Genomic DNA, 26,777 nt, shown 5'->3' on the forward strand with positions numbered 1-26,777 from the left:
AAGGGTCACTGCTTTTTCTGCCGTAAAGGTCCTCGCACATGACTGTCGAATCGGTCTTCCCACGCCTGGAGGCCCTCCTCCCGCACGTCCAGAAGCCGATCCAGTACGTCGGTGGCGAGCTCAACTCGACCGTCAAGGACTGGGACGCCTGCGACGTCCGCTGGGCGCTGATGTACCCCGACGCCTACGAGGTCGGCCTGCCCAACCAGGGCACCATGATCCTCTACGAGGTGCTGAACGAGCGCGAGGGCGTCCTCGCCGAGCGCAGCTACAGCGTCTGGCCGGACCTGGAAGCCCTGATGCGCGAGCACGGCGTCCCGCAGTTCACGGTCGACGCGCACCGCCCGATCAAGGCGTTCGACGTGTTCGGCCTGTCGTTCTCCACCGAGCTCGGCTACACCAACATGCTGACCGCGCTCGACCTGGCCGGCATCCCGCTGAACGCCGCCGACCGCACCATGGACGACCCGGTCGTCCTCGCGGGCGGCCACGCCGCGTTCAACCCCGAGCCGATCGCCGACTTCATCGACGCCGCCGTGATCGGCGACGGCGAGCAGGCCGTCCTCGACATCACCGACATCGTCCGGGCCTGGAAGGCCGAGGGCCGCCCCGGCGGCCGCGACGAGCTGCTGCTGCGCCTGGCGAAGACCGGCGGGGTCTACATCCCGCGGTTCTACGACGTCGAGTACCTGGCCGACGGCCGGATCGGCCGCGTCGTCCCGAACCGCCCCGGCGTGCCGTGGCGGGTCTCCAAGCACACCGTGATGGACCTCGACGAGTGGCCCTACCCCAAGCAGCCGCTCGTCCCGCTCGCCGAGACGGTGCACGAGCGGATGTCGGTGGAGATCTTCCGCGGCTGCACCCGCGGCTGCCGCTTCTGCCAGGCCGGCATGATCACGCGCCCCGTGCGGGAGCGAAGCATCACCGGCATCGGCGAGATGGTGGAGAAGGGCCTGAAGGCCACCGGCTTCGAGGAGGTCGGCCTGCTCTCGCTGTCCTCCGCCGACCACTCCGAGATCGCCGACATCACCAAGGGCCTCGCCGACCGCTACGCCGAGGACAAGGTCGGCCTCTCGCTGCCCTCCACCCGGGTCGACGCCTTCAACATCGACCTGGCCAACGAGCTGTCCCGCAACGGCCGCCGCTCCGGCCTCACCTTCGCCCCCGAGGGCGGCTCCGAGCGGATCCGCAAGGTCATCAACAAGATGGTCTCGGAGGAGGACCTGATCAACACGGTGGCCACCGCGTACGGCAACGGCTGGCGCCAGGTGAAGCTGTACTTCATGTGCGGCCTGCCCACCGAGACCGACGAGGACGTCCTGCAGATCGGCGAGATGGCGAAGAACGTCATCGCCAAGGGCCGCGAGGTCACCGGCACCAACGACATCCGCTGCACCGTCTCGATCGGCGGCTTCGTCCCCAAGCCGCACACCCCCTTCCAGTGGGCCCCGCAACTGTCCGCCGAGGCCACCGACGAGCGGCTGACCAAGCTGCGCGACTCGATCCGCGGCGACCGCAAGTTCGGCAAGAACATCGGCTTCCGCTACCACGACGGCAAGCCCGGCATCGTCGAGGGCCTGCTCTCCCGCGGCGACCGCCGCCTGGGCGCCGTGATCCGCGCCGTCTACGAGGACGGCGGCCGCTTCGACGGCTGGCGCGAGCACTTCTCCTACGACCGCTGGATGGCCTCCGCCGAGAAGGGCCTGGCCGGCACCGGCGTCGACGTCGACTGGTACACCACCCGCGAGCGCACCTACGAGGAGGTCCTCCCCTGGGACCACCTGGACAGCGGCCTCGACAAGGACTGGCTCTGGGAGGACTGGCAGGACGCCCTCGAAGAGGTCGAGGTCGAGGACTGCCGCTGGACCCCCTGCTTCGACTGCGGCGTCTGCCCCCAGATGGACACCCACATCCAGGTCGGTCCCACCGGCAAGAAGCTCCTCCCCCTGACGGTCGTCAACACCTGACGCCCGCTCACCCCGCCCGCCCCCGCCGCGACCCCGCGGCGGGGGCGTCGGCATGTCGTACCATCGGCCGATCGATCCACGGGGGAGTGACGATGGCTCAGCAACAGGGGCAGCAGGGACAGCCGGGCGACGGGTGCCTGGTCGCGGTGGTGCGGCCGGTGGTGGTGGCGGTGGTGGTGCCGCTGCGGCTGCTGTGGGAGCTGGTGGTGCTGGTCGGCCGCGGGGTCGGGTGGGTGCTGGACAAGGCGGTGGTGGTACCGCTGGCGTTCCTCTGGGAGTGGGTGCTGGGGCCGCTGGTGCACTGGCTGGTCGTCGTCCCGCTGACCTGGCTGTGGCGGTGGCTGGTGGTGGTGCCGGTCCGGGCGCTGTGGCGGTGGGTGGTGCGGCCGTTCCTGAAGGGGCTGTGGCGCTACGTGCTGGTGCCGCTCGCGCTCGGCACGGCGTACCTCGCGGTCGGGTTCGGCAAGGGGATCGGCTGGCTGGCGTACCACCTGGTGGTGGTGCCGGTCCGGGCGCTGTGGCGGTGGGTGCTGGTGCCGCTCGGCAAGGGCTTCCACCACGGGTTGTGGCGGCCGGTGCTGTACCCGGTGCTGCGCGCGCTCGGGCTGGCGTTCCTGTGGTCCTGGCGGCTCGGCGGCCGGATCTGGCGCTTCACGGTGGTCCGCCCCTGCCGCTGGGTGCGCCGGGACGTCTGGTGGCCGGTGAAGGCGGAGATCCGCCGGGTGGCCCGGGCGGTCCGGCGGGCGCTGCTGGGGTGAGCCACCGGTACCCTTGGTGGTGACAGGGTCCGGCCGGAGCCGCCAGCGGTGCGAGGCCGGACGGGGACAACTGACGAAGGACTGAGCTCCCTGGCACGCCGCACGCCCGACGGTCCGCCGCCCGCGCCGACGGTGCAGCGCATCCGTCTCCGCTACACCAAGCGCGGCCGTCTGCGCTTCACCAGCCACCGGGACTTCCAGCGGGCGTTCGAGCGCGCGCTCCGCCGCTCGGCCGTCCCGATGGCCTACTCCGCGGGCTTCACCCCGCACCCCAAGGTCTCCTACGCCAACGCGGCCCCGACCGGCACCGCCAGCGAGGCCGAGTACCTGGAGATCGGCCTCGCCGAGCACCGCGACCCGGAGGCGCTCCGCCGCCAACTGGACGAGTCGCTGCCCCCCGGCCTGGACATCACCGAGGCCGTCGAGGTCGCCACGAGCAACTTCGTGGAGCGCCTGGAGGCCTCCGAGTGGCTGCTGCGCCTGCCCGGCGTCGAGCCCGCCGAGGCGGCGAAGGCCGCCGAGGTGTTCCTGGCCGCCGACCGGGTCGAGGTCCAGCGGATGACCAAGAACGGCCTGCGGGTCTTCGACGCGCGCGGCGCCGTCGCCGCGATGGAGGTCCGCCCGGATGCGTCCGAATCGGTCGGGTTCGGTGACGACACCGGCACGGACGGTGCGGACGATGTTCGGACGGGTGCTCCCTGTGCGATACTGCGCCTGGTAGTACGACACGCCACACCCGCCGTACGACCCGACGACGTATTGTCCGGTCTCCGTTCGACGGCCGACCTCGCGCCGCCGGTCCCCGCAGAGGTGACCAGGCTGGCGCAGGGGCCGCTCGACGAGCAGACCGGCACGGTGACCGACCCGCTGGCGCTCGACCGCGCCGCGGCCGAGGTCGGCCGGTAGGCCGCCCCGCCGCGCGCATCCGCCGTCCGCCGAGCGAGGCGGGAGCGCAGGCACGGAGACCAGCTCCGCGCCTGCGGCTCCCCGGCCCCCGCGGCTCCCCAGGGGAGCGAGCGTCGTCGCGCGCAGGCCCGGCCACCCCTCGGCCCGGCCCTTGAAAACTGAGAAGACTGGTCAGACCAGAAGACTTTTCGATCCTCCGCGCCCCGCGAAGGATCGAGCGAGACTACGAGCCCCTGTGCGGCCTCGCGTCCGCACGACGGCACCGTGGGAGCCGGAACCGCCCGAAGCGCGGCCGGCTGGTGAACGCGGTGGAGCGTCGTGCCCGATGCGGAGCCCGGGGGCCTGACGGGAGACACACCCGCATGCTCGAAAACACCGAACCGCAGTCCGCTGCGGCCGACCACAACGAATCCGACGGCGCCTCCGCCGCCCCGCCGCGCCGCCGGCGCCGCGCGGTGTCCCGCCCAGCCGGCTCCCCGCAGCCCGCCGCCGGCGAGAGCGCCGCGACGGCCGCCGAGGCCGCCCCGGCGAGCGAGCCCGCGGCCCCGGCCGCGCCCGCCGCCGAGCCGGTGGCCGAGGAGAAGCCCGCCCGGGCCCGCCGCACCCGCAAGCGCGTCGAGTCCCCGGTCGGTGCGCCGGAGGCCCCCGCCGCCGAGCCGGTGGCCGCCGAGGCCCCCGTCGAGGAGCCCGCTGCCGAGGAGCCGGCCCCCCGGGCCCGCCGCACCCGCAAGCGCGCCTCCGCCCCCGTGCAGAGCCCCGCCGCCGAGGACGCGCCCGCCGCCGAGCCGGTCGCCGAGCCCGCAGCCGAGAAGCCCGCCGCCGAGGAGCCCGCTGCTGCCGAGGAGCCGGCCCCCCGGGCCCGCCGCACCCGCAAGCGCGCCTCCGCCCCCGTGCAGAGCCCGGTCGTCGAGGAGCCCGCGGCCGAGGAGGAGCCGGAGGCCGTCGCGGAGGAGCAGCCGGCCGCCGAGCCGGAGCCCGCGCCCGCCGCCGAGGAGCAGCCGGAGGCCCCGCGGGCCCGCCGCCGCGCGGTCCGCCCGTCCACCGCGATCTTCCAGGCCCCGGTCTTCCAGGAGCCCGCCGCCTACGTCGCCCCGAAGGCCGAGCCGGTCGCCAAGGCCGAGCCCGCCGCCAAGGCGGCCCCGGCCGCGCCGGTGGCCGAGCCGGAGGAGGACGAGGAGTTCGAGTACAGCGGCGTCGGCCGCCGCCGCCGGACCCGCACCGCGGTGCGGGTCCAGCAGCCCGCCCGCCCGGCCAAGGCCGTCAAGGCCGCCGCCGCCCCGGTCGTCAAGGCCGCCCCGGCCGTCGAGGAGGCCCCGGCCGAGCCCGAGGCGCCCGCCGCCGGTCCGGAGCAGGACGCCGAGTGGGAGGACGACCGCCCGTCCCGGCGCCGCCGTCGCGGTGGCCGTCGCCGCCGCCGCGGTGAGGCCGACGACGCCCACGAGGGCGCCGAGGCCGTCGAGACCGAGGCGCAGGACGAGGACGCCCCCGAGGAGCCCGAGGCCCAGGACGCGGTCGAGGACGACGACGAGGACGACGAGCTGGCCGCCGGCCTGTCCTCCTCGCGCCGCCGTCGCCGGCGCCGCCGCCGCTCCGGCGAGGGCGGCTCCGACCCGGTGGAGAGCACCGAGGACAGCGTCCGCACGGTGGTGAAGGTCCGCGAGCCGCGCCGCCGCTCCACCGAGCCCGCGTTCGACCCGGACGAGGTGCAGTCGATCAAGGGCTCGACCCGCCTGGAGGCCAAGAAGCAGCGCCGCCGCGAGGGCCGCGAGCTGGGCCGCCGCCGGGTGCCGATCATCACCGAGGCCGAGTTCCTGGCCCGCCGCGAGTCTGTCGAGCGGGTCATGGTGGTCCGCCAGAGCGGCAACCGCACCCAGATCGGCGTCCTGGAGGACGGCGTGCTGGTCGAGCACTACGTCAACAAGGAGCAGGCCACCAGCTACGTCGGCAACGTGTACCTGGGCAAGGTGCAGAACGTGCTGCCGTCGATGGAGGCCGCGTTCGTCGACATCGGCAAGGGCCGCAACGCCGTGCTGTACGCCGGTGAGGTGAACTTCGGCGCGCTCGGCCACGGCGGCCCGCGCCGGATCGAGTCGGTGCTGAAGTCCGGCCAGTCCGTGCTGGTGCAGGTCTCCAAGGACCCGATCGGCCACAAGGGCGCCCGCCTGACCAGCCAGATCTCGCTGCCCGGCCGCTACCTGGTGTACGTGCCCGAGGGCTCGATGACCGGCATCTCCCGCAAGCTGCCGGAGAACGAGCGGACCCGCCTGAAGCAGATCCTCAAGAAGATCGTCCCGGACGACGCGGGCGTGATCGTCCGCACCGCCGCCGAGGGCGCCTCCGAGGAGGAGCTCACCCGCGACGTGCAGCGCCTGCAGCAGCAGTGGGAGGAGATCCAGAAGAAGGCCGCCACCGGCAACGCCCCGGCGCTGCTCTACGGCGAGCCCGACATGACGGTCCGGGTGGTCCGCGACATCTTCAACGAGGACTTCACCAAGGTCATCGTCAGCGGTGCCGAGGCGTGGAACACCATCCACGACTACGTCTCCAACGTGGCCCCCGACCTCACCGAGCGCCTGCAGCGGTGGACCTCGGACGTCGACGTGTTCGCCACCTACCGGATCGACGAGCAGCTGATGAAGGCGCTGGACCGCAAGGTCTGGCTGCCCTCCGGCGGTTCGCTGGTGATCGACCGGACCGAGGCGATGGTCGTGGTCGACGTCAACACCGGCAAGTTCGTCGGCCAGGGCGGCAACCTGGAGGAGACCGTCACCCGCAACAACATCGAGGCGGCCGAGGAGATCGTCCGCCAGCTGCGGCTGCGCGACCTCGGCGGCATCATCGTGATCGACTTCATCGACATGGTGCTGGAGTCCAACCGCGACCTGGTGCTGCGCCGCCTGCTGGAGTGCCTGGGCCGGGACCGGACCAAGCACCAGGTGGCCGAGGTCACCTCGCTCGGCCTGGTCCAGATGACCCGCAAGCGGGTCGGCCAGGGCCTGCTGGAGTCCTTCTCCGAGCCCTGCGTGCACTGCAACGGCCGCGGCGTGATCGTCCACATGGACCAGCCGAGCCACACCCACCACGGCAACGGCGCGCACACCCCCGCCGCCCCGGCGGGCGAGGGCGGCGGCAAGCGCCGGCGGCGCGGCCGCGGCGGCGCGGGCGCGGAGACCGAGGCGGTCGAAGCGATCGAGCCGGTCGAGGCGGTCGAGGAGCCGGTCGAGCTCGTGGTCGAGGCCGAGCCGGTGGAGACCGCGGTCGTGGCGGAGCAGGTCACCGAGCCGGTGGTCGAGGCCGTGGTGGCCGAAGCCGTGGCCGAGCCGGTCGTGGAGCCGGCCGCCCCGGCGGTCGGCGGCCGTCCGCGCCGCCGCGCGGTCCGGAAGGCGACGGCTCCGGCCGGGGCGTCCGGCGCCGCCGAGATCGTGGTGCTGCAGGCCCGGGCCGAGGCCGCGATGGAGGCCGCGCTGACCGCCGCCGAGCAGGCCGCCGGGTCCGCGGAGGCGGTCGAGGCCGCCGCCGGGGTGACGGCCGAGGCCGTGGCCGCGGTGGAGCCGGAGGCCGAGGTCGCCGTCCTGGTCGAGACCGCGGAGCCGGTGGACGGGGAGGCCACCGCGGAGGAGGCGCCGAAGAAGCGCGCTGCCCGCAAGACGGCCACCAAGACCGCGGCGAAGGCCACCGCCAAGAAGACGGCGGCGAAGAAGACCACCGCAGCCGCCGCCAAGAAGACCACCGCCCGCAAGACCGCCACCAAGCGGACGAGCGCGGCGGCCAAGAAGGCCGCGGCCGCCGAGGGTGACGGCGCCGCGGAGTGACCGCCCGGCCGGGGCCGCCACCGCCGCGCGCGGTGGCGGCCCCGGCCGCGTGACGGGCCCGGTTTGCCCCCGGGTGGACGGGTCCGTATTCTTGACCCTCGGCGTGTTGACGCCATGCTCCTGAGCACCTCACCTCCCAGGTGGGCGCCGTTCCCGGCGCTTCCGGGGGAGGCCGCTTGTGTCCATACCCAGGCGGCTGGCATCCGGAGTTCCGACCGAGTTATAGGAAAGTAGGTACCGCATGTACGCGATCGTTCGCGCCGGCGGCCGCCAGCACAAGGTCGCCGTGGGCGACGTGCTGGAGATCGACCGCATCGACGCCAAGCCGGGTGACTCGGTCGAGCTCTCGACCATCCTCGTCGTCGACGGTGACTCCGTCACCTCCGACCCGTGGGTGCTCGGCGGCGTGAAGGCCCACGCCGAGGTCGTCGACCAGACCAAGGGCGACAAGCTCGTCATCCTGCGCTACAAGAACAAGACCGGCTACCGCCGTCGTCAGGGCCACCGCCAGAAGCACACCGCGGTGCGCATCACCAGCATCGACTCGGTCAGCAAGTAACACTTCCTGCGGTCTTCCTAGAAAGGGGATAGCCAGATGGCACACAAGAAGGGCGCAAGCTCTACTCGCAACGGTCGTGACTCGAACGCCCAGCGCCTCGGCGTGAAGCGCTTCGGCGGCCAGGTCGTCTCCGCCGGCGAGATCATCGTCCGCCAGCGCGGCACCCACTTCCACCCGGGCGCCAACGTCGGCCGTGGTGGCGACGACACCCTGTTCGCGCTGACCGCCGGTGCCGTCCAGTTCGGCAACCGTCGCGGCCGCAAGGTCGTCAACATCGTGGCCGTCGAGGCCTGAGTCCGAACAGACTCGCTGTGAAGGGTGGGGCCGGGATGATCCGGACCCACCCTTCCGCTTTACCGCAGGACACCCTTTTTCTTCGTACGAGAGGCACACCTCATGACCACCTTCGTGGACCGCGTCGAACTGCACGTCGCCGCGGGTAACGGAGGCCACGGCTGCGCCTCCGTGCACCGGGAGAAGTTCAAGCCGCTGGGCGGCCCCGACGGGGGCAACGGCGGCGAGGGCGGCTCGGTGATCCTGGTCGTGGACTCGCAGGTCACCACCCTGCTGGAGTACCACCACTCGCCCAAGCGCAAGGCCGCCAACGGCAAGCCGGGCGCCGGCGGCCACCGCACCGGCGCGGTGGGCCCCGACATCGTGCTGCCCGTCCCGGACGGCACCGTGGTGCTCGACCGGCAGGGCAACGTGCTCGCCGACCTGGTCGGCCACGGCACCACCTTCGTCGCCGCCCAGGGCGGCCGCGGCGGCCTCGGCAACTCCGCGCTGGCCTCGGCCCGCCGCAAGGCCCCCGGCTTCGCGCTGCTCGGCGAGCCCGGCGAGGCCCGCGACATCGTGATGGAGCTCAAGTCCGTCGCCGACGTCGCGCTGGTCGGCTACCCGAGCGCCGGCAAGTCCTCGCTGATCTCGGTGCTCTCCGCCGCCAAGCCGAAGATCGCGGACTACCCGTTCACCACCCTGGTCCCCAACCTCGGCGTGGTCACCGCCGGCGAGACCGTCTACACCATCGCCGACGTGCCCGGCCTGATCCCCGGCGCCAGCGAGGGCCGCGGCCTGGGCCTGGAGTTCCTGCGGCACGTCGAGCGCTGCGAGGTGCTGGTGCACGTCCTGGACTGCGCCACCCTGGAGCCGGGCCGCGACCCGCTCACCGACCTGGAGACCATCGAGGAGGAGCTCGCCAAGTACGGCGGCCTGGAGGACCGGCCGCGGCTGGTCGCGCTCAACAAGATCGACGTCCCGGACGGCCAGGACATCGCCGACCTGACCCGCGCCTCGCTGGAGGAGCGCGGCTACCGGGTCTTCGAGGTCTCCGCGCTCGCCCACAAGGGCCTGCGCGAACTCTCCTACGCGCTGGCCGAGATCGTCGCCGCCGCGCGCGCCGCCAAGCCCGTCCAGGAGAACACCCGCATCGTCATCCGGCCCACCGCCGTCGACGACGCCGGCTTCACCATCGAGGAGGAGGACGGCGCCTACCGCATCCGCGGCGGCAAGCCCGAACGCTGGGTCCGCCAGACCGACTTCGCCAACGACGAGGCGGTCGGCTACCTCGCCGACCGGCTGGCCCGGCTCGGCGTCGAGCAGCAGCTGTGGAAGATCGGCGCCAAGGAGGGCGACACCGTCATCATCGGCCCCGACGAGAACGCCGTGGTCTTCGACTGGGAGCCCACCATGGCGGCCGGCGCGGAGATGCTCGGCCGCCGCGGCGAGGACCACCGGATGGAGACCCAGCGCCCCGCCGTCGACCGCCGCCGCGAGCGCCAGCGCGGCCGGGACGCCGCCGAGCGCGAGTACCTGGAGTTCGAGGCGCTCAGCTCCGGCCGCGAGGAACTCGACCAGTAGGCCGCGGGTCCGCGTCCCGCGGTTCGTCGGCGATTTCGTAACCCGCCTGCCGAATGACTACTGTGCGTGGCACAGCTGCGTCTGGCACGGCTGGTACGTCTGGTCGGAAGGATCGGGACTGATGGTGGGTCAGTTGCTCCGCGAGGAGGTCCGCTCGGCACGGCGGATCGTGGTGAAGGTCGGTTCCTCCTCGCTGACCACCGCCGCCGGCGGGCTGGACGCGGACCGGGTGGACGCCCTGGTCGACGCGCTGGCCAAGGTCCGCACGGGCCCGGACGCGCCGGAGATCGTGCTGGTCTCCTCCGGCGCCATCGCCGCCGGCCTGGCCCCGCTCGGACTGGCCAGGCGCCCGACCGACCTGGCCCGGCAGCAGGCCGCCGCCAGCGTCGGGCAGGGCCTGCTGGTGGCCCGCTACACCGCCTCGTTCGCCCGCTACGGGGTCCGGGTCGGCCAGGTGCTGCTCACCGCCGAGGACGCCAGCCGGCGGGCGCACTACCGCAACGCCTACCGGACGCTGGACCAGCTGCTGGTGATGGGCGCGATGCCGATCGTCAACGAGAACGACACGGTCGCCACCGCCGAGATCCGGTTCGGCGACAACGACCGGCTGGCCGCGCTGGTCGCCCACCTGGTCCGGGCCGACCTGCTGGTGCTGCTCTCCGACGTGGACGGCCTCTACGACGGCGACCCGGCCCGGCCCGGGACCAGCCGGATCGCCGAGGTGAACGGCCCCGAGGACCTGGCCGGGATCGAGATCGGCAGCGCCGGCAAGGCCGGCGTCGGCACCGGCGGCATGGTGACCAAGGTCGAGGCGGCCCGGATCGCCACCGGCGCGGGCATCCCCGTGGTGCTGACCGCCGCCAGCCAGGCCGCCGACGCGCTGGCCGGCCGCCCCACCGGCACGCTGTTCCGCCGCACCGGCAGCCGCTCCGCGGACCGGCTGCTCTGGCTGGAGCACGCCTCCTCGCCGCGCGGCGCGCTCACCCTGGACGACGGGGCGGTCGCCGCGGTCGTGCACGGAGGGAAGTCGCTGCTCCCGGCCGGAGTGACCCGGGTGGACGGGGAGTTCGTCGCGGGTGATCCGGTCGACCTTCTTGGCGAAAACGGTCACATCGTCGCCCGCGGACTGGTCAACTTTGATGCGAGGGAGTTGCCCCGTCTGCTCGGCCGGTCCACCCGAGAACTGGCCCAGGAGCTCGGCGCCGCGTACGAACGCGAGGTCGTCCACCGCGACGACCTGGTCGTGCTGCGCGGCTGAGCACGGGCGGCGGGGCCGGTACGGGGGGTGGGAGCAGCGGGCCGGGGGGCCCGCGCGACACGCTGAACAGGAGGCCGCCGGTGGTTCGCAGGCGGGAGGAAGCGCTGCCGGGGCAGAGGCCCGAGCGGCGGCTCACCAGCATCGAGGGCGGCCGGGGCGTCGACGGGCAGCACGAGGACGTGCGGGAGCCGGAACCCGAACAGGGCCGGCTGTGGCACGTGGTGCTGAGCGTGGCGGGCGCGGCGACGCCACTGCCCGAACTGCGCACCGCACTGGAGAAACTGGCCCACGACCACTCCTTCTTCCTGACGGCCCGGTACGCCGCCGACCACGCCGAGGTGCGCTACTGGGAGGAGGCGCGGGACCTGCACGACGCGGCCGCGATCGCGCTGCGGCTGTGGGGCGAGCACAAGGCCAGCGCCAAGCTCCCGGCCTGGGAGATCGTCGGCCTGGAGGTGGTCGACCGCCCGACGTACCACAAGCGGGTCGCGGAGGGCTTCGGCGATCCGCCGCCGCAGCTCGGCGGGGTGCACCCCTACTGACCGCGGTTGCTCGCGGGTCCGTCGCCGTCCGCCGTCTCAGCGGGCGAAATGCGCGGCGGGGCGGCCCGGCCGGATCGCTAGGCTGGACGGCATGAGCGACCTCACCGCCACCGCCGACAGCCCCGTCCTCGCCGCCGCGCGCCGTGCCCGGGAGGCGGCCGCCGCCCTCGCGCCAGTGCCGCGTTCGGTCAAGGACGCCGCGCTGCTGGCGATCGCGGACGCGCTGGTCGCCCGCACCGCGGAGATCACCGCCGCCAACGCGGAGGATGTCGCCCGGGCCCGCGCGGCCGGCACCGCCGAGTCGGTGATCGACCGCCTGACGCTCACCCCGGACCGGATCGCCGCGATCGCCGCCGACGTCCGCAGCGTGGTCGGCCTGCCCGACCCGGTCGGCGAGGTGGTGCGCGGCTACACCCTTCCGAACGGGCTGGACGTCCGCCAGGTCCGGGTGCCGCTCGGCGTGGTCGGCATCATCTACGAGGCCCGCCCGAACGTCACGGTGGACGCCGCCGCGCTCTGCCTGAAGTCCGGCAACGCGGTGCTGCTGCGCGGCTCCGGCTCGGCCTACCGCTCCAACACCGCGCTGGTCGAGGTGGTGCGCGCGGCGGTGGCGGACGCGGGCCTGCCGGCCGACGCGGTCCAGCTGGTGCCCGGCGAGAGCCGCGAGTCGGTGCAGGAGCTGATGCGGGCCCGCGGCCTGGTCGACGTGCTGATCCCGCGCGGCGGCGCCTCGCTGATCCGCACCGTGGTCGAGGGCTCCACCGTCCCCGTGATCGAGACCGGCACCGGCAACTGCCACGTCTACGTGGACGCCGACACCGACCTGGCGATGGCCGTCGGCATCCTGCTGAACTCCAAGGCGCAGCGGGTCAGCGTCTGCAACTCCGCCGAGACGCTGCTGGTCCACCAGGACGTCGCGGACGCCTTCCTGCCGCTCGCGCTGGCCGCGCTGGCCGAGGCCGGCGTCACCGTGTACGGCGACGAGGCGGTGCTCAAGGCCGCCGAGGGCAGCGCCGTCACGGCCGTCCCCGCCACCGCGGAGGACTGGGGCACCGAGTACCTCTCGCTCGACCTCGCCGCCGCCGTGGTGCCCTCGCTGGACGCCGCCGTCGAACACATCCGCCGCTGGTCCTCCGGCCACACCGAGGCGATCGTCACCACCTCGCAGGCCGCCGCCCGCCGCTTCACCCGGCTCGTCGACTCCACCACCGTCGCGGTCAACGCCTCCACCCGGTTCACCGACGGCGGCGAGTTCGGCTTCGGCGCCGAGATCGGCATCTCCACCCAGAAGCTGCACGCCCGCGGCCCGATGGGTCTGCCCGAGCTGACCAGCACCAAGTACATCGTCACCGGCGACGGGCACGTCCGCGGCGAGGCCCGGCCGACCGTCGGCGGCTGAGCGCGCGGGCCCGGCGGGCCCCGGCGGCCGAACGCGGTAACCCATACGGGCCTGATCGGCCGGACCCACAGACAAACGCCCCGGCCGGTAATACATTGAATCCGTGGCTGAGGATGTGGGGGGCTCGCCGTACTCCGACGGCGCCGACCACGGTGATGCGGACGACGAGTTCGCCACCGTGGTCCTCGACGAGAGCTTCGTCCGCTCCGCCGCCGTGCACGAGCCGAGCGCCCTGGAGCGGCAACTCGCCGCCGCCGAGGCCCGGCTCGAACCGGAACAGGCCGGCGCGGCCCGGAGCTGGGACGTCACCGAGTTCGCCGAGACCGGCGGACCGGCCGTCGGGGCCGAGGGGCTGCCGCTGGAGCTGCGCCCGCTGCCCGGCGGCCTGGACGAGGACCGCTTCTACCCGGACCCGTGGTCGGGCGGCAACCGCCAGGAACGGCGCACCCGCCGGGCCCGGGTGCGCGCCCTCGACCCGCTGCGCGGCGGCACCGTCGCCCAGCAGCGCTGGCACCGGCCGGTGGCCTGGGTGCTGGCGCTGGTGATGGGCGTCGGCGTGGTCGCCCTGTCGGTCGCCGCGGTCTACCGCGGGGTCGGCGGCGCGCCCGAGGCCCCCGCCCGGCCGGCCAGCGGCAGCAGCAGCCCCGGCGCGGGCGGCCCGGGCGGGCAGCCGGTGCGCTCCGAGCTCCAGTCGGCGGTGCCGACCCAGCCCTCGACGGCGGTCGCGGTCCCGGTCGGCTGACGGGCGGCGAGGCTTACGGGTGGTTCGGGCCGGACGCGGCTCGGGCGGCCCGGTACGGCGATCGGTCCGGGGGTGACACGCCGTCGCAGGCTCGTTACCCGCGCCCCCTCGTCGCGGGCGGCGGGCGAGTCTACCCTGGTGTCATGGGTGACCCGCGCGAGCCTCCTGGGGGCACGCCCGAGGGTGGTTCCAACGATGACGAGTTCCGGTCCGTCGTCTTCGACGAATCGTTCGTCCGGGCTGCCCGGATCCAGGAACTGTCCGCCCGGGAACGCCTGTCGGGCGCCTTCGGCCGGGCCACCCGGCCACGCGGCCTGGGCTGGCTCACCCTGCCCCGGCAGGCGATCGCCCTGCTGCTGCTGGTCGCGCTGGCCTTCGCCGCGGCCGTCTACTTCGGGGTCACCTCCCCGCACGGGCAGGTCGCCGCGCCCAGCGGGACCCAGCTGACCGTCAGCCTCACCCCGCTCGCCCCGGCCGGCACGGTCAGCGCCGTCGCCGACCCCGCCAACCCGTTCGCCGGGCTCCCGGCCGGCTACGCCGACGGCCCGGCCGGACTCGGGGTGCCCGCCGCGCACTCCACCGCCCACTTCACCGGATCCGAGGTGCAGCACGCCCTGGACACCGTCCAGCAGTACCTGGTGCTCTCCGAGCTGACCCCCGCCACCCTGACCGCCAACGAGACCGGCCGGGTCCGCACGCTGCTCACCTCCGGCGAACTCGCCCAGTACGACGACAGCCTGAACGCGCCGCGGGACGACCAGCACCACGCCGCCACCGGCTGGATGGTCCGCTTCGACCCCGGGCAGGTCGCGCTCGCCGCCGGCACCGTCAAGGCCCGCGGCACCGTCCAGGTCGGCGAACTCGACGCCGACACCCTGGAGATCACCACCGACCACACCCTGGTCTACGCGCTCCGCCCGGCCGGGACCACCAGCGACCCCGCGGTCACCCTGTACGCCGTCCGCCGGGCGGTGCGCGTCGAACTCGACCGGGCCGACCTGGACACCGGGCGGCTGCGGCTGGTCGACACCGCCCAGCAGGCCGGGCCGACCGGCTGCGGCACCCCGCAGAGCGACTACCTGCAGCCGGTGCTGGCCACCACGGCGGGCGTCCGCCCGAGCAGCCCGCCCGCCGTCGACCCGGCCGAGCACGCCCGGCCGGCCTGGCAGTCCTGCGGGGTGCTCGGGTCGATCACCGGCTGAGCCCCGGGCCCGGGCGTCGGCGTGGGCCCGGGTAGGGGTGTGGGCTTGGGTGCGGGTGCGGGGTCAGCCCCGGTCGGTGTCGGTGGAGTCGCCGCCGTTGTTGTTGCGGCCGGCGCCCGTGAAGGTGTCGCGGAGCTTGCCGCCGACCGTGCCGACGCCGTTGGACAGGTCGCGCAGCAGGCCCATCAGCGGGTCCTTGCTGTCCTTCACCGACTGCGAGTACGAGTCGGCCGCGGCCTTCCACTGCGCCCCGACCGAGGCGTCCGGGTCGTCGCCGCGCCGCGGGTACGCCCCCGCCAGGATCGAGCGGTACTCCTCGCTCTCCGCCCACTTCTTCAGCTGCGCCACCCGCACCACCGCGAACGGGTGGCTCTGCGGCAGCACCTGGAGCAGCTTCAGCACGCTGTCGCGCAGGTCGCCGGCCTTGTCGTACTCCGCGGCCTGCTCCAGGAACGCGTCCACGTTCATCTCGGCCATGTGCGCGCCGCCGGCCAGCTTCATCAGCGAACGCATCGACGCCTGCAGGTCCTGCCCGGCCAGCAGGCCGGCCCGGTCGCTGGACAGCTCCGCCTTGCGGAACCACTCCTTGAGCGCCGTGATCACCGCGGTGATCGCCAGGTTGCCCAGCGGCAGCCAGCCGATCCGGGCCGCCAGGTTGGTCAGGATCAGCAGCATCGTCCGGTAGACGGCGTGCCCCGACATCGCGTGACCGACCTCGTGGCCGATCACCGCGCGCAGCTCCTCCTCGTCCATCAGCTCGACCAGCCCGGTGGTCACCACGATCACGGGGGAGTCCATGCCGATGCAGTACGCGTTCACCACCGGGTCCTGGGTGACGTACAGGTCCGGCACCTTCTCCAGGTCCAGCACGTACGCGGCGTCCCGCACCATGTCGTACAGCTCCGGGAACTGGCGCTCCGAGGTCTTCACCGCCGTGGCCAGGAACAGCAGCCGCACGCTGCGTTCCGACACCAGCCCGGCCAGCTTCTTCAGGATGTCGTCGAACCCGGTGAGCTTGCGCAGCGCCACCAGGCCCGAGCGGTCCGCCGGGTGCTCCCAGGCGCGGGTGGAGATCTCCGGGAAGCGCTGGCGGCGACGGCTCGGCGCGGAGCCCTTGGTCATGTCGGTCATTGCGTACCTCTCCTGGATCGACGCCGGCACCGGCCCACCGGCCGGCCCCCGCTGCTGTCACTTCAACGTCGCGGCGGGCGAACTCGTCCCCGCGGACCCGGTCCGGGGGCGGTGGTAAACGGGTCTACCCTGGCTGTGCCGCACTGAACAAGGAGCCCCGTGATGTCCCCTGCCGACCTGGTCCTGCTCGCCGGGCCGATCTCCACCGAGAAGGGCCCCGGCCTCTTCCTGCGGATCATCCTGATCGCCTCCTTCGTCGGAGTCGGCCTGCTGGTCTGGGCGTTCGCCCGGGCGAGCAAGGACGGGGCCAAGCGCGACGCGCAGCGCGCCGCCGAACGGGCCGCCGAGCGCGAGCGGGCCGCGACGGCCGACGGGAGCTGACGGCTGTCGTCGGCCGACCGGTCGTCGGTCGGTTGCCGGCCGGCCGGCTGTTGGCCGGTGGGTGGGTCGTCGGGTCGGTCGGTGGCGGCCTGGTGGCCGACGGGGCTCACGGGTGGTCAGACGCGGTGGGCCGCCGCGCGGTTGCGTGTCGGGCCCCCGTACGATGAGCGCGCGGGCCGCACGGTCCGTGACCGCCTGGTCCTCACACCGAGCCGAGAAGGTCCCGCCGATCATGAGCGCTTCCGCCCTGCCCGCCCTCGCCCGCCTCGCCGAGGAGGGTGGTAACCACGACAGCCTCAACCCCTACCTGACCGGCGGCGCCGCGCTGTTCATCCTGCTGCTGATGCTGTACATCACCACCCGCTTCAACCGCGACCGCTGACGGCCGTCGTCGGCCCTTGTCACCGTCGACCCGTGCCGCCGTCCTCGGGGCGGCGGGCACCGGGGGCGGTAAGGGGTCGGGCGTCGGAGGGGGCCGATACCCGGGCGGAATCGCCGGTACACCCGGGTCGCGTAAGGTGTGGCGCCATGAGAGAGCAGGTCGAGACCTCCGGGACGGACCCGGTGCCGGGCAGCACCGAGCCGGGCACCCCGGCCGTGAACAGCCCGGCCGAGGATGTCCGGACTGCGGGCGGTGCGCCGCGCAGGCGACGGCTGGGCGTGATGGGCGGCACCTTCGACCCCATCCACCACGGGCACCTGGTGGCCGCGAGCGAGGTGGCCAGCGCGTTCCACCTCGACGAAGTGATCTTCGTCCCGACCGGGCAGCCCTGGCAGAAGACTGACCGGCAGGTCTCCCCGGCCGAGGACCGCTACCTGATGACGGTGATCGCCACCGCCGAGAACCCGCAGTTCTCGGTCAGCCGGATCGACATCGACCGCGACGGCCTCACCTACACCGTCGACACGCTGCGCGAGCTCCGCAGCCTCCACCCCGACGCCGAGCTGTTCTTCATCACCGGCGCCGACGCGCTCGCCCAGATCCTGTCCTGGCGCCGCTCCGAGGAGCTCTTCGAGCTCGCGCACTTCATCGGCTGCACCCGGCCGGGCCATACTCTCTCCGACACCGGCCTGCCGGTCGGCGGCGTCTCGCTGGTCGAGGTGCCCGCCCTCGCCATCTCCTCCACCGACTGCCGCGTGCGCGTCGCCAAGGGCGACCCCATCTGGTACCTGGTGCCGGACGGCGTGGTCCGATACATCCACAAGCGGGCGCTGTACGCGTCGGCCCGCCCTTGACCCCCGGGAGGGACGGCGTGACCGGAACGTCCGACGACGACCGCTGGTACGGCGGGCAGCCGCAGCAGCCCCGACCGCCCTACCAGCAGCACCCCTACGAGTACGAGCAGCAGCAGCCGGGCCACGACCCGCAGGCGCAGGGCCACCCGGCGGGCGGCTACGAGCAGGGTGGCTACGAGCAGGGCGGCGGGTACGAGCAGGGCGGGTACGGGCCCGGGGGCTACGAGCAGCCCGGGCACGGGCAGTCGGACGGGTACGGGCAGCAGCAGGGTTACGGCGGGCAGTCCTACGCCCCGGGCGGCGCCCAGCAGTTCGGGCAGACCGGGCAGCCGCCGCAGCAGTACCAGTACGGGCAGCAGCAACAGCCGTCCGGCTACGCGCAGGACCAGTACGGCGGCACGCCGGCCGCGCCCGACCACCGGGCCCGCGGGTACCAGCAGTCCGCCTACGAGTCGGCGGGCTACGAGTCGAACGGGTACCAGTCGGCGGGCTACGACCCGAACGGGTACGGGTCCAGCGGGTACGACTCGAACGGGTACGGGGCGACGGGCTACGAGGCGACCGGCTACGACTCCGCGGGCTTCCCGGCGCAAGGCCGCCAAGAGGGCAGGTACGCCCAGCAGTTCGACGGTCGGGGCGGGGCGGCGGGGCCGGCCGCGGACTCCTACGGGCAGCAGTCCCGGGACGCTTCCTTCCCGCAGCAGCAGTCCGGGCAGGGGTACTACCAGCAGCAGGCGCAACCGTCAGCCGGGGCCGGGGCCGGGGCCGGGGCGGCGGCCGCCGAACCTGGCGTCGTGCCGCGTGTCGTGGCGGGAGCCGCGCCGGGAACCGTGTCGGGCGCGCCCGTGACGCCGGGTGCCGTGCCGGGGGCCGCCCCGGTCGTGACGCGGGTGGCCGGGACGGGCACCGGGGCGACCGGGGTGCCCGGTGCGGTCTCCGGCGCGGTGCCGCCGCCCCGGGTGCGTCCGCAGGCCGCGGCGCCCGCCGCCCCGGCGGCCGAGGAGGCCGACGAGCCCTCCGAGGCGGTCGGCGGCCGGGCCGCCGCGGCCCGGGCGAGGGCCCAGGCCCAGGCCCAGGCCCAGGCCGGGAACGGCGACTCGTACCCCACGGGCGAGTTCAGCTTCGTCGACGAGCAGACGGACGAGTCCGAGGACGCCATCGACTGGCTGAAGTTCGCCGAGTCGCGCAGCGAGGTGCGGGCCGAGCGCCGGCGCCGGCTGCGGAACCGGCTGGTCGCGCTGCTGGTGGTGCTCGCCGTGCTGGCGGCCGGCGCGGTCGGCTACCTGTGGTGGAGCGGCAAGCTGTTCGGCGGCGGCAACGACGCGACCGCGGCGGCGGGTGGCCGGTTCGTCAACGTGGTGCACCTGCGCGACCCGCAGGGCAAGGTCACCACCGCGCTGCTGGTCGACGACCGGGGCGGGAAGAAGGCGACGGTGCTGCTGCTGCCCGACACCCTGCAGCTGCCCAGCAACGGCGACTCCGCCACCACCACCGTCGGCCAGTCGCTGGACGCGATCGGCGCCTCCGCGACCCGTGACGGCCTCTCCTCGGTGCTCGGCGCGAAGGTGGCCGGCACCTGGCGGCTGGACACCCCCTACCTGCTGCTGCTGGTCTCCCAGCTCGGCGGGGTCAAGGTCGACACCAACGCCGAGGTCCGCGAGGGCAACAAGGCGGACGGCAAGGTGCTCGCGCCCGCAGGCAAGGACGTCCTGCTGAACGGCCAGGCCGCGGTGGCCTACGCCACCCTGCAGGCGCCCGGCGAGAACCGGGGCGCCCAGCTCGCCCGGTTCGGGCAGGTGATGGCGGCGGTGATCAGCACCATGCCGACCACGCTGGCCGACGCCACCGACGACGTGCACCGGATGAACTCGGTCGCCGACCCCTCGCTGCCGGAGAGCGCGCTGGCCGGCGTGCTGGTCAACCTCGCCGAGCAGGCGAAGGCCGGGCACCTCGCCACGGCGGTGCTCACCACCAAGCCCGACGGCACTCTGGACGACGCCACGGCGGGCAAGCAGGTCAAGGAGGTGCTGGGCGGCACGGTCAGCAGCGCCAAGGGCACCGGCGGCAGCACCCGCGTCACCGTGGTGAACGCCTCCGGCAACGACGGCGTGGCGACCACCGCGCAGGTCGCGGTGGTCAACGCGGGCATGGACGCGCTGCCCTCCACCGCCAAGGCTCCCGACCAGGCGACCTCCGAGATCCGCTACAACGACGACGCCAAGAAGCCGGCCGCGCTCGCCCTGGCCACCAGCCTCGGGCTGCCGGACTCCGTGCTGAAGAAGGTCGCGGACGCGCAGAACGCCGACCTGGTGCTGGTGGTCGGCAAGGACTACCAGGGCGGCGCGAAGACGCCCTGACCCGTGGTCGGCCCGCCGCCGCGGGTGCCTTCCGGAGCCCCCGGGCGCAAAACGCTCGGGGGCTCCGGCGCGTTCGTGAGATCCTGGAGTGGTATCCCCGCAGCCGATCCGGAAGAGCACTGTGACCGTCACCGACCGAAGCCAGGAACTGATCACCGTCGCCGCGCAGGCGGCGGCCGACAAGCTGGCGCACGACATCATCGCCTTCGACGTGAGCGAGGTGCTGTCGATCACCGACGCCTTCGTGATCGCCTCGGCCGCCAACGACCGCCAGGTCCGCGCGATCGCCGAGGAGATCGAGGACCAGTTGCGCGAGAAGCTGGACGCCAAGCCGGTGCGCCGAGAGGGCGAGCGCGAGGGCCGCTGGATCCTGCTCGACTACCTGGACATCGTGGTCCACGTCCAGCACTCCGAGGAGCGCTCCTTCTACTCGCTCGACCGCCTGTGGAAGGACTGCCCCGAACTCCCGCTGCCCGAGGACGCGTTGGCCACCCGCAACCGGCCGGAGAACGCCGTCACCGACGCCGCCGGCAACGCCGTCTCCGGCGGCGACCTCTGAGCCGCGCCGCGGCCGGGCCGCGCCTCGTCCTCTGGCGGCACGGCCAGACCTCCTGGAACCTCGAATCGCGGTTCCAGGGCACCACCGACATCGACCTCACGGACCAGGGCATCTTCCAGGCCCGGCGGGCGGCCCGGCTGCTGGCCGGCCTCCGGCCCGACCTGCTGATCTCCTCCGACCTGACGCGGGCCCGGCGCACCGCCGCCGAGCTGGCCGCGCTCACCGGCCTCGAGGTGCATCAGTACGAGGGGCTGCGGGAGACCTACGCGGGCGAGTGGCAGGGGCTCACCAACGCCGAGATCCGGGCGCGCTACCCGGAGCAGTACGAGGCGTGGGCGAGGGGCGAGCCGGTCCGGCGCGGCGGTGGCGAGCTGGCGACCGAGGTGGCCGACCGGGCCGTTCCCGTGGTGCTGGAGGCCTGGGAGAAGCTGCCCGAGGACGGCACCCTGGTGGTGGTCAGCCACGGCGGCACCATCCGCACCATGATCGGCCGGTTGCTGGGCATGGAGCCGCAGCTCTGGGAGCGCTTCGGCGGCCTCTCGAACTGCTGCTGGTCGGTGCTCGGGGAGGGCGCGCGCGGCTGGCGGCTGCTGGAGCACAACGCGGGCACGCTGCCGCAGCCGGTCATCGGCGACGAGACCTGACGGCCGCCCGACACGGATTTCACAGTTCCGGCTCTGACCAGCTAGAGTCTTCCTCGTTCGCAGCGAGGAACGCAGACGGGAAACCGGGGGCGGGAGTCGCGGAACTGCGGGGCTATAGCTCAGTTGGTAGAGCGATTGCATGGCATGCAATAGGTCAGGAGTTCGATTCTCCTTAGCTCCACTCCGCACCGGTGGTCCGTGAGTGGTCGTCAGTGTCGCGGGGCTATAGCTCAGTTGGTAGAGCGATTGCATGGCATGCAATAGGTCAGGAGTTCGATTCTCCTTAGCTCCACAGCAGTTCCGCGAGGCCGCTACCCGAAGAGGGTGGTGGCCTTCGGTGCTTTCCGGCGGCCGTCGCGCCGGCGGGGGCGGTGCTGCTGTCGGGGTGGGCGGTGCTGGTGCGGGTGGGGCCGGTGCGGGTGGTGTCGGTGCGGGCGGTGCTGGACGCCGGGGGTGGGCGCCGGAACGGATTAGGGACTGGACTCCCGACCGTGTAGAGTTGTCGATGTCGCCGAGGGAAACCGCAGGTGACCAGCACAACAGCACGGGGCTATAGCTCAGTTGGTAGAGCGATTGCATGGCATGCAATAGGTCAGGAGTTCGATTCTCCTTAGCTCCACAGCAGTCCGGAGGCCGTCCCAGGAGGGGCGGCCTCCGGTCGTTCGAGGAAGTTCCGTGCCGGTGGGGGCGCCCGGCCGCTACGGTCGTGGCATGGCCGACCTGGCGCGAAAACGCAACGACGAGCTCGCCCGGATACTCCACCAGCTGGGTTGGAGTCCGGAGCGGCTGGCCCGCGAGGTGAACGCGGTGCTGCCGCCCGGCATGGCGATCAGCTCGACCGCGCCGTACAAGTGGCGCGACCGGGGCATGGTCCCGCGGTCGCCGCACGACCAGACCGTCTGCGAGGTGCTGGCCCGCAGCGTCGGCATCGCCGTCACGTACGAGCAGTTGTGGGGGCAGATGGGCTCCCACCGCGGGGCCAAGATGCTCTCGCCCCGGCTGCTGACCGACCCGTGGACGGCCCACACCGCGCAGACCGCACTGCACGAGGCCGGCACCGACGCGGCACCGGTGCGCCTCACCGACCTCTTCCGCGGTGACGAGCTGGAGCAGGCGGCCCGGCACTGGGCCTCGCCGCCGCCGCCCGTCACGGGCGGCGAGGGCGCGCTGCGGATCGCCCCCGAGCAGCTGGCCGACCTGCGGCTCTCCTACGACTCCAAGCAGCGACTGGAGCGCGCCTACGGCGGTGGCCTGATCCTCGACCTGGCCAAGGCCGAACTCACCATGGTCGGCAAGCTGTTGGAGCTCGGCCGCTACGACGAGCCGCTCGGCCGCGAGCTGTACGGGGCGGCCAGCAGGCTGGCCCGGCTGGTCGGCTGGGCCAACTACGACATGGGCAACGACGCCGCCGCCCAGCGCGCCTTCGTCGCCGCCCTGCGGGCCGCGCACGTCTCCGGCGACCCGCGGCTGGGCGTCGGCGTGGTCGGCTGCCTCGCCGTGCAGGCGACGTACAACTCCGGCGGGCGCGGCCTCGACCCGGTGGCGATGCTCTCCACCGCGCTGCGCGCGGCCGACGGCGTGCTGACCCCCCGCGAGCGGGCGCTGCAACTCGGGCGGATCGCCCGGGCCCACGGCCGCAAGGGCGAGCAGATCAGCGCGGAGGCCGTCGCCGAGCGGGCCTTCCGGGTGCTGGAGGGCCAAGAGGGGCACGCCCAGGAGCGGGCCGACTTGGAGGGCATGATCGGCGAGGGCTACTTGCTGCTCGGCGAGCACGAGCAGGCCCGCGGCCTGCTGCTGGGCGCGATCGACGCGCTCACCGCGGAACGCGCCCGCGCCAAGGCCCTGTTGATGGTGCGGCTGGCCGACTCGTACCGCCGCACGGGCGAGCGCGCGGAGGCGGAGCGCACCGCGGACCGCGCGCGACTGCTCGCGGCCGGCATGCAGTCCGCGCGGGTGGCACGGGCGCTGCGCGACTTCGACACCGCGATGCGCGCCGAGGCGTAGCCGTCGGCCCGGGACCCGGCCGCGCGCCTGGTTCGGGTCCGGGGGCATCAGATCGTGGGGCGGGCCGTGGGGCGGGTCGGCGTGCTGGGGGAGGGCCTGCCGGGGGAGGGGCTGCCGCCGGTTCGGGGAAAGCGGGTTGAAGGGGTGCGGTACCCTGAGCCCATGCGAACTGTGAGCCTGCTTCTTAGCCGGCCGCGCTGACCAGGACCGGCCCGACGGCCGGAGTCGGCGTGGCGTCCCCTCCTGCGGAGGGGCTTTCTGCTTTCTGGGGCCTGTTCGGCCTGTTCGCTGACTGATGACGATGGAGCCTGAAGGACCATGAGCGAGACGACCCCCGCTTCCGGCGCGGCCGAAGCCGCCACCGAGCCTTTCCGCTACGGCGCCGCGCTGGCCGCCGAGATCGAGTCCCGCTGGCAGGACCTGTGGGAGAAGGAGGGGACGTTCGATGCCCCCAACCCGACCGGCCCGCTGGCCGACGGAACGGCCGTCGCCACGAAGCCGCACAGCTTCATCATGGACATGTTCCCGTACCCCTCGGGCGCGGGTCTGCACGTGGGCCACCCGCTGGGCTACATCGCCACCGACGTCTACGCCCGCTTCCAGCGGATGAACGGCCACAACGTCCTGCACACCCTGGGCTACGACGCGTTCGGGCTGCCCGCCGAGCAGTACGCCGTCCAGCACGGCGTCCACCCGCGAGTGTCCACCGAGGACAACATCGCCAACATGCGCCGCCAGCTGCGCCGGCTGGGCCTGGGCCACGACTCGCGCCGCTCGATCTCCACGATCGACCCCGAGTACTACCGCTGGACCCAGTGGATCTTCCTGCAGATCTTCAACTCCTGGTACGACGAGGACGCCGCCGCGGCCCGCCCGATCACCGAGCTGATCGCGCAGTTCGAGTCCGGCGAGCGTGCGATGCCGGGCGGCCGGGCCTGGGCCGAGCTGTCCGGCGTCGAGCGCGACGAGGTGCTGGGCGAGTACCGGCTGGCCTACTCCAAGGAGGTGCCGGTCAACTGGTGCCCCGGCCTGGGCACCGTGCTGGCCAACGAGGAGGTCACCGCGGACGGCCGGTCCGAGCGCGGCAACTTCCCGGTGTTCAAGTCCAACCTGCGGCAGTGGATGATGCGGATCACCGCCTACGCGGACCGCCTGATCAACGGCCTGGACCTGCTGGACTGGCCCGAGGCGATCAAGCAGCAGCAGCGCAACTGGATCGGCCGCTCCGAGGGTGCCCGGGTCGACTTCGCCGTCGGCGGCGACACCGTCACGGTCTTCACCACCCGGCCCGACACCCTGTTCGGCGCGACCTACATGGTGCTGGCGCCCGAGCACGCCCTGGTCGACACCATCGTCCCGGCCGTCTGGCCGGCCGGCACCCGCGACGAGTGGACCGGTGGCGCCGCCGACCCGGCCGCCGCCGTGGCCGCGTACCGGGCGGCCGCCGCCGCCAAGTCCGACGTCGAGCGGCAGGCCGACGCCAAGGTCAAGACCGGTGTGTTCACCGGCGCCTACGCGACCAACCCGGTCAGTGGCGAGCAGATCCCGGTGTTCATCGCCGACTACGTGCTGATGGGCTACGGCACCGGCGCGATCATGGCCGTCCCGGCGCACGACAGCCGCGACTTCGCCTTCGCGCAGGCGTTCAACCTGCCGATGCGCTGCGTCGTCCGGCCCACCGACGGCCGCGGCGAGGACCCGCACAGCTGGGACGACGCCTTCGACACCTACGACTCGGTGCTGGTCAACTCCGAGCGCGACGGCATCTCGCTGGACGGCCTGTCCGTGGTCGACGCCAAGGCCCGGATCACCGCCTGGCTGGCCGAGCAGGGCATCGGCGAAGGCACCGTCAACTTCCGTCTGCGCGACTGGCTGTTCAGCCGTCAGCGGTACTGGGGCGAGCCCTTCCCGATCGTCTACGACGAGACCGGCGCGATGCACGCGCTGCCCGAGTCGATGCTGCCGGTCGAGGTCCCCGAGGTGGACGACTACTCGCCGCACACCTACGACCCCGACGACGCCGCGTCCTCGCCGAAGACCCCGCTGTCCCGCAACGAGGACTGGGTCAACGTCGAGCTGGACCTGGGCGACGGCGTCAAGACCTACCGCCGCGAGACCAACACCATGCCCAACTGGGCGGGTTCCTGCTGGTACGAGCTGCGCTACATCGACCCGGTCAACTCCTCCGAGGTCGTCGACCCCGCCAACGAGGCCTACTGGATGGGCCCGACCGCCGAGAAGCCCGCCGGCGGCGTCGATCTGTACGTCGGCGGTGCCGAGCACGCCGTGCTGCACCTGCTGTACGCCCGGTTCTGGCACAAGGTGCTGCACGACCTGGGCCACGTCGCCTCGGTCGAGCCGTTCCACAAGCTGTTCAACCAGGGCATGATCACCGCCGACGTCTACCGCGACGACCGGGGCTTCCCGGTGCCGGCGGCGGAGGTCGAGGAGCGCGACGGCCAGTACTCCTGGCAGGGCGAGCCGGTCCGCCGCGAGGCGGGCAAGATGGGCAAGTCGCTGAAGAACGCCGTCGCCCCCGACGAGATCGCCGACGAGTACGGCGCGGACACGCTGCGCCTGTACGAGATGGCGATGGGCCCGCTGGACGTCTCCCGTCCCTGGGACACCCGCGCCGTGGTCGGTTCCTACCGGTTCCTGCAGCGCCTGTGGCGCAACGTGGTCTCGGAGGTCACCGGCGAGCTGGTGGTCACCGAGGAGGAGCCGGACGAGGCGACGCTGCGCGCGCTGCACAAGACGATCGACGGCATCCGCGGCGACATGGCGGGCATGCGGTTCAACACGGCGGTGGCCAAGGCCATCGAGCTGAACAACTTCCTGGTGAAGCGCGGCTCCACGCCCCGGTCGGTCGCCGAGCAGATCGTCCTGCTGATCGCCCCGCTGGCGCCGCACATCGCCGAGGAGCTGTGGCGCCGCCTGGGCCACGAGCAGTCGCTGGCCTTCGCGGACTACCCGGTGGCCGACCCGGCGTACGTGGTCGACGAGACCGTCACCTGCGTCGTGCAGATCAAGGGGAAGGTGAAGGCCCGGCTGGAGGTCGCGCCGTCCATCTCGGACGCCGAGCTGGAGACGCTGGCCCTGGCGGACCCCGCCGTGGTCGCCGCCGTCGGCGGTGCCCCGGTGCGCAAGGTCATCGCGCGCGCGCCGAAGCTGGTGAACATCGTCACGGGCTGACGACGCGTCGGCCGACGCACCGTCGGCCCCGCCGGGCCAGTCGCCCCCGTCACGGGGTGGCCGGCCCGGCGCCGTTCCGGCGGGCGGGCGGCGGGTGAAGGTGTTCCGGAGGAACGCGAACAAGGTGGCTCCGTTCTTCGAGGTGATCCGGGGGAGCAGACGTGGGGGAAATCCCTGAGCTCTCCCTGATCTCGGTCGGAAGGGGCGTTCGAGGGCTCCAGTCCGGGGCCGGGCCCGGCTACGGTGGAGATCCGGCGGACGGAGTGGATCG

At 73.4% G+C, this 26,777-nt stretch carries 21 protein-coding genes and 3 tRNA genes; 23 read left to right on the forward strand and 1 reads right to left on the reverse strand.

The window, feature by feature from the left end:
• Window positions 1–38: 38 nt before the first annotated feature.
• From ACIOHG_RS28335 to ACIOHG_RS28390, 12 genes are all read left to right on the forward strand, one after another.
• A complete protein-coding gene (locus tag ACIOHG_RS28335) occupies window positions 39–1,967 on the forward strand; it encodes a TIGR03960 family B12-binding radical SAM protein (protein ID WP_400954615.1) in 1,929 nt (642 codons plus the stop codon).
• Window positions 1,968–2,059: 92 nt separating this feature from the next.
• A complete protein-coding gene (locus ACIOHG_RS28340) occupies window positions 2,060–2,725 on the forward strand; it encodes a hypothetical protein (protein WP_400954616.1) in 666 nt (221 codons plus the stop codon).
• A gap of 132 nt (window positions 2,726–2,857) precedes the next feature.
• Window positions 2,858–3,631: a TIGR03936 family radical SAM-associated protein gene (locus ACIOHG_RS28345; protein ID WP_400954617.1), complete on the forward strand. Its 774-nt coding sequence runs from the start codon at window positions 2,858–2,860 to the stop codon at window positions 3,629–3,631.
• 362 nt (window positions 3,632–3,993) lie between these two features.
• A complete protein-coding gene (locus ACIOHG_RS28350; protein WP_400954619.1) occupies window positions 3,994–7,443 on the forward strand; it encodes a ribonuclease E/G in 3,450 nt (1,149 codons plus the stop codon).
• Between the two features lie 241 nt (window positions 7,444–7,684).
• Window positions 7,685–8,002 carry a 50S ribosomal protein L21 gene (gene rplU, locus ACIOHG_RS28355; protein ID WP_400954620.1) on the forward strand — a complete coding sequence of 106 codons (318 nt, stop codon included), beginning with the start codon at window positions 7,685–7,687 and terminating at the stop codon, window positions 8,000–8,002.
• 36 nt (window positions 8,003–8,038) lie between these two features.
• On the forward strand, window positions 8,039–8,296 hold the full coding sequence (rpmA, locus tag ACIOHG_RS28360) for a 50S ribosomal protein L27 (protein ID WP_014135732.1): 258 nt from the start codon (window positions 8,039–8,041) through the stop codon (window positions 8,294–8,296).
• Window positions 8,297–8,398: 102 nt separating this feature from the next.
• Window positions 8,399–9,859 (forward strand): GTPase ObgE, encoded by a 1,461-nt coding sequence (obgE, locus tag ACIOHG_RS28365; protein ID WP_400954621.1) that lies wholly within the window; start codon window positions 8,399–8,401, stop codon window positions 9,857–9,859.
• A 121-nt stretch (window positions 9,860–9,980) separates the two neighbouring features.
• Entirely contained in the window at window positions 9,981–11,117 is a 1,137-nt protein-coding gene (gene proB / locus ACIOHG_RS28370) for a glutamate 5-kinase (protein WP_400954623.1), read from the forward strand.
• An 80-nt stretch (window positions 11,118–11,197) separates the two neighbouring features.
• Window positions 11,198–11,659 (forward strand): hypothetical protein, encoded by a 462-nt coding sequence (locus ACIOHG_RS28375; protein ID WP_400954624.1) that lies wholly within the window; start codon window positions 11,198–11,200, stop codon window positions 11,657–11,659.
• Window positions 11,660–11,750: 91 nt separating this feature from the next.
• Window positions 11,751–13,058: a glutamate-5-semialdehyde dehydrogenase gene (locus ACIOHG_RS28380; RefSeq protein WP_400954625.1), complete on the forward strand. Its 1,308-nt coding sequence runs from the start codon at window positions 11,751–11,753 to the stop codon at window positions 13,056–13,058.
• 103 nt (window positions 13,059–13,161) lie between these two features.
• Window positions 13,162–13,800, forward strand: coding sequence for a hypothetical protein (locus tag ACIOHG_RS28385; protein WP_400954626.1), 639 nt, complete (start codon window positions 13,162–13,164; stop codon window positions 13,798–13,800).
• 143 nt (window positions 13,801–13,943) lie between these two features.
• Entirely contained in the window at window positions 13,944–15,002 is a 1,059-nt protein-coding gene (locus ACIOHG_RS28390; RefSeq protein WP_400954627.1) for a hypothetical protein, read from the forward strand.
• 63 nt (window positions 15,003–15,065) lie between these two features.
• Here ACIOHG_RS28390 and ACIOHG_RS28395 read toward each other — a convergent pair whose 3' ends face one another.
• Window positions 15,066–16,133 carry a M48 family metallopeptidase gene (locus ACIOHG_RS28395; RefSeq protein ID WP_400954629.1) on the reverse strand — a complete coding sequence of 356 codons (1,068 nt, stop codon included), beginning with the start codon at window positions 16,131–16,133 and terminating at the stop codon, window positions 15,066–15,068.
• Between the two features lie 162 nt (window positions 16,134–16,295).
• Between ACIOHG_RS28395 and ACIOHG_RS28400 the strand changes: the two genes are divergently transcribed.
• The 11 genes from ACIOHG_RS28400 to leuS all read left to right on the forward strand — a co-directional run bounded on the left by ACIOHG_RS28400 (window position 16,296) and on the right by leuS (window position 26,506).
• A complete protein-coding gene (locus ACIOHG_RS28400; protein WP_400954630.1) occupies window positions 16,296–16,514 on the forward strand; it encodes a hypothetical protein in 219 nt (72 codons plus the stop codon).
• A gap of 232 nt (window positions 16,515–16,746) precedes the next feature.
• A complete protein-coding gene (locus ACIOHG_RS28405) occupies window positions 16,747–16,896 on the forward strand; it encodes a hypothetical protein (protein ID WP_400954631.1) in 150 nt (49 codons plus the stop codon).
• A gap of 146 nt (window positions 16,897–17,042) precedes the next feature.
• Window positions 17,043–17,750: a nicotinate-nucleotide adenylyltransferase gene (gene nadD / locus ACIOHG_RS28410; RefSeq protein ID WP_400954632.1), complete on the forward strand. Its 708-nt coding sequence runs from the start codon at window positions 17,043–17,045 to the stop codon at window positions 17,748–17,750.
• Between the two features lie 17 nt (window positions 17,751–17,767).
• The gene (locus tag ACIOHG_RS28415) at window positions 17,768–20,107 is read left to right on the forward strand and encodes a LytR C-terminal domain-containing protein (protein WP_400954634.1); all 2,340 of its coding nucleotides are present in this window, start codon (window positions 17,768–17,770) and stop codon (window positions 20,105–20,107) included.
• Between the two features lie 121 nt (window positions 20,108–20,228).
• Window positions 20,229–20,666: a ribosome silencing factor gene (gene rsfS / locus ACIOHG_RS28420; RefSeq protein ID WP_400954636.1), complete on the forward strand. Its 438-nt coding sequence runs from the start codon at window positions 20,229–20,231 to the stop codon at window positions 20,664–20,666.
• Complete coding sequence (locus ACIOHG_RS28425) at window positions 20,663–21,310, forward strand: histidine phosphatase family protein (protein ID WP_400954734.1); 648 nt, start codon at window positions 20,663–20,665, stop codon at window positions 21,308–21,310. The genes rsfS and ACIOHG_RS28425 overlap by 4 nt, the downstream gene beginning before the upstream one ends.
• Window positions 21,311–21,418: 108 nt before the next feature.
• A tRNA-Ala gene (locus tag ACIOHG_RS28430) sits at window positions 21,419–21,491 on the forward strand.
• A gap of 38 nt (window positions 21,492–21,529) precedes the next feature.
• Window positions 21,530–21,602: transfer RNA gene (locus ACIOHG_RS28435), tRNA-Ala, on the forward strand.
• Window positions 21,603–21,856: 254 nt separating this feature from the next.
• Window positions 21,857–21,929 (forward strand) — tRNA-Ala (locus tag ACIOHG_RS28440).
• 92 nt (window positions 21,930–22,021) lie between these two features.
• Window positions 22,022–23,314: a hypothetical protein gene (locus tag ACIOHG_RS28445; protein WP_400954637.1), complete on the forward strand. Its 1,293-nt coding sequence runs from the start codon at window positions 22,022–22,024 to the stop codon at window positions 23,312–23,314.
• 318 nt (window positions 23,315–23,632) lie between these two features.
• A complete protein-coding gene (leuS, locus tag ACIOHG_RS28450) occupies window positions 23,633–26,506 on the forward strand; it encodes a leucine--tRNA ligase (RefSeq protein WP_400954638.1) in 2,874 nt (957 codons plus the stop codon).
• Window positions 26,507–26,777 lie beyond the last annotated feature (271 nt).

This window comes from Kitasatospora sp. NPDC088134 (genome assembly GCF_044741705.1).
Classification (GTDB): Bacteria; Actinomycetota; Actinomycetes; order Streptomycetales; family Streptomycetaceae; genus Kitasatospora.

What these genes read in the sequence shown, in the direction of transcription:
- ACIOHG_RS28335 (WP_400954615.1), top strand. Translation starts at nt 39, where the DNA reads ATGACTGTCGAATCGGTCTTCCCACGCCTGGAGGCCCTCCTCCCGCAC.
- ACIOHG_RS28340 (WP_400954616.1), top strand. Translation starts at nt 2,060, where the DNA reads ATGGCTCAGCAACAGGGGCAGCAGGGACAGCCGGGCGACGGGTGCCTG.
- ACIOHG_RS28350 (WP_400954619.1), top strand. Translation starts at nt 3,994, where the DNA reads ATGCTCGAAAACACCGAACCGCAGTCCGCTGCGGCCGACCACAACGAA.
- rplU (WP_400954620.1), top strand. Translation starts at nt 7,685, where the DNA reads ATGTACGCGATCGTTCGCGCCGGCGGCCGCCAGCACAAGGTCGCCGTG.
- rpmA (WP_014135732.1), top strand. Translation starts at nt 8,039, where the DNA reads ATGGCACACAAGAAGGGCGCAAGCTCTACTCGCAACGGTCGTGACTCG.
- obgE (WP_400954621.1), top strand. Translation starts at nt 8,399, where the DNA reads ATGACCACCTTCGTGGACCGCGTCGAACTGCACGTCGCCGCGGGTAAC.
- proB (WP_400954623.1), top strand. Translation starts at nt 9,981, where the DNA reads ATGGTGGGTCAGTTGCTCCGCGAGGAGGTCCGCTCGGCACGGCGGATC.
- ACIOHG_RS28380 (WP_400954625.1), top strand. Translation starts at nt 11,751, where the DNA reads ATGAGCGACCTCACCGCCACCGCCGACAGCCCCGTCCTCGCCGCCGCG.
- ACIOHG_RS28390 (WP_400954627.1), top strand. Translation starts at nt 13,944, where the DNA reads ATGGGTGACCCGCGCGAGCCTCCTGGGGGCACGCCCGAGGGTGGTTCC.
- ACIOHG_RS28395 (WP_400954629.1), bottom strand. Translation starts at nt 16,133, where the DNA reads ATGACCGACATGACCAAGGGCTCCGCGCCGAGCCGTCGCCGCCAGCGC.
- ACIOHG_RS28400 (WP_400954630.1), top strand. Translation starts at nt 16,296, where the DNA reads ATGTCCCCTGCCGACCTGGTCCTGCTCGCCGGGCCGATCTCCACCGAG.
- ACIOHG_RS28405 (WP_400954631.1), top strand. Translation starts at nt 16,747, where the DNA reads ATGAGCGCTTCCGCCCTGCCCGCCCTCGCCCGCCTCGCCGAGGAGGGT.
- nadD (WP_400954632.1), top strand. Translation starts at nt 17,043, where the DNA reads ATGAGAGAGCAGGTCGAGACCTCCGGGACGGACCCGGTGCCGGGCAGC.
- ACIOHG_RS28445 (WP_400954637.1), top strand. Translation starts at nt 22,022, where the DNA reads ATGGCCGACCTGGCGCGAAAACGCAACGACGAGCTCGCCCGGATACTC.
- leuS (WP_400954638.1), top strand. Translation starts at nt 23,633, where the DNA reads ATGAGCGAGACGACCCCCGCTTCCGGCGCGGCCGAAGCCGCCACCGAG.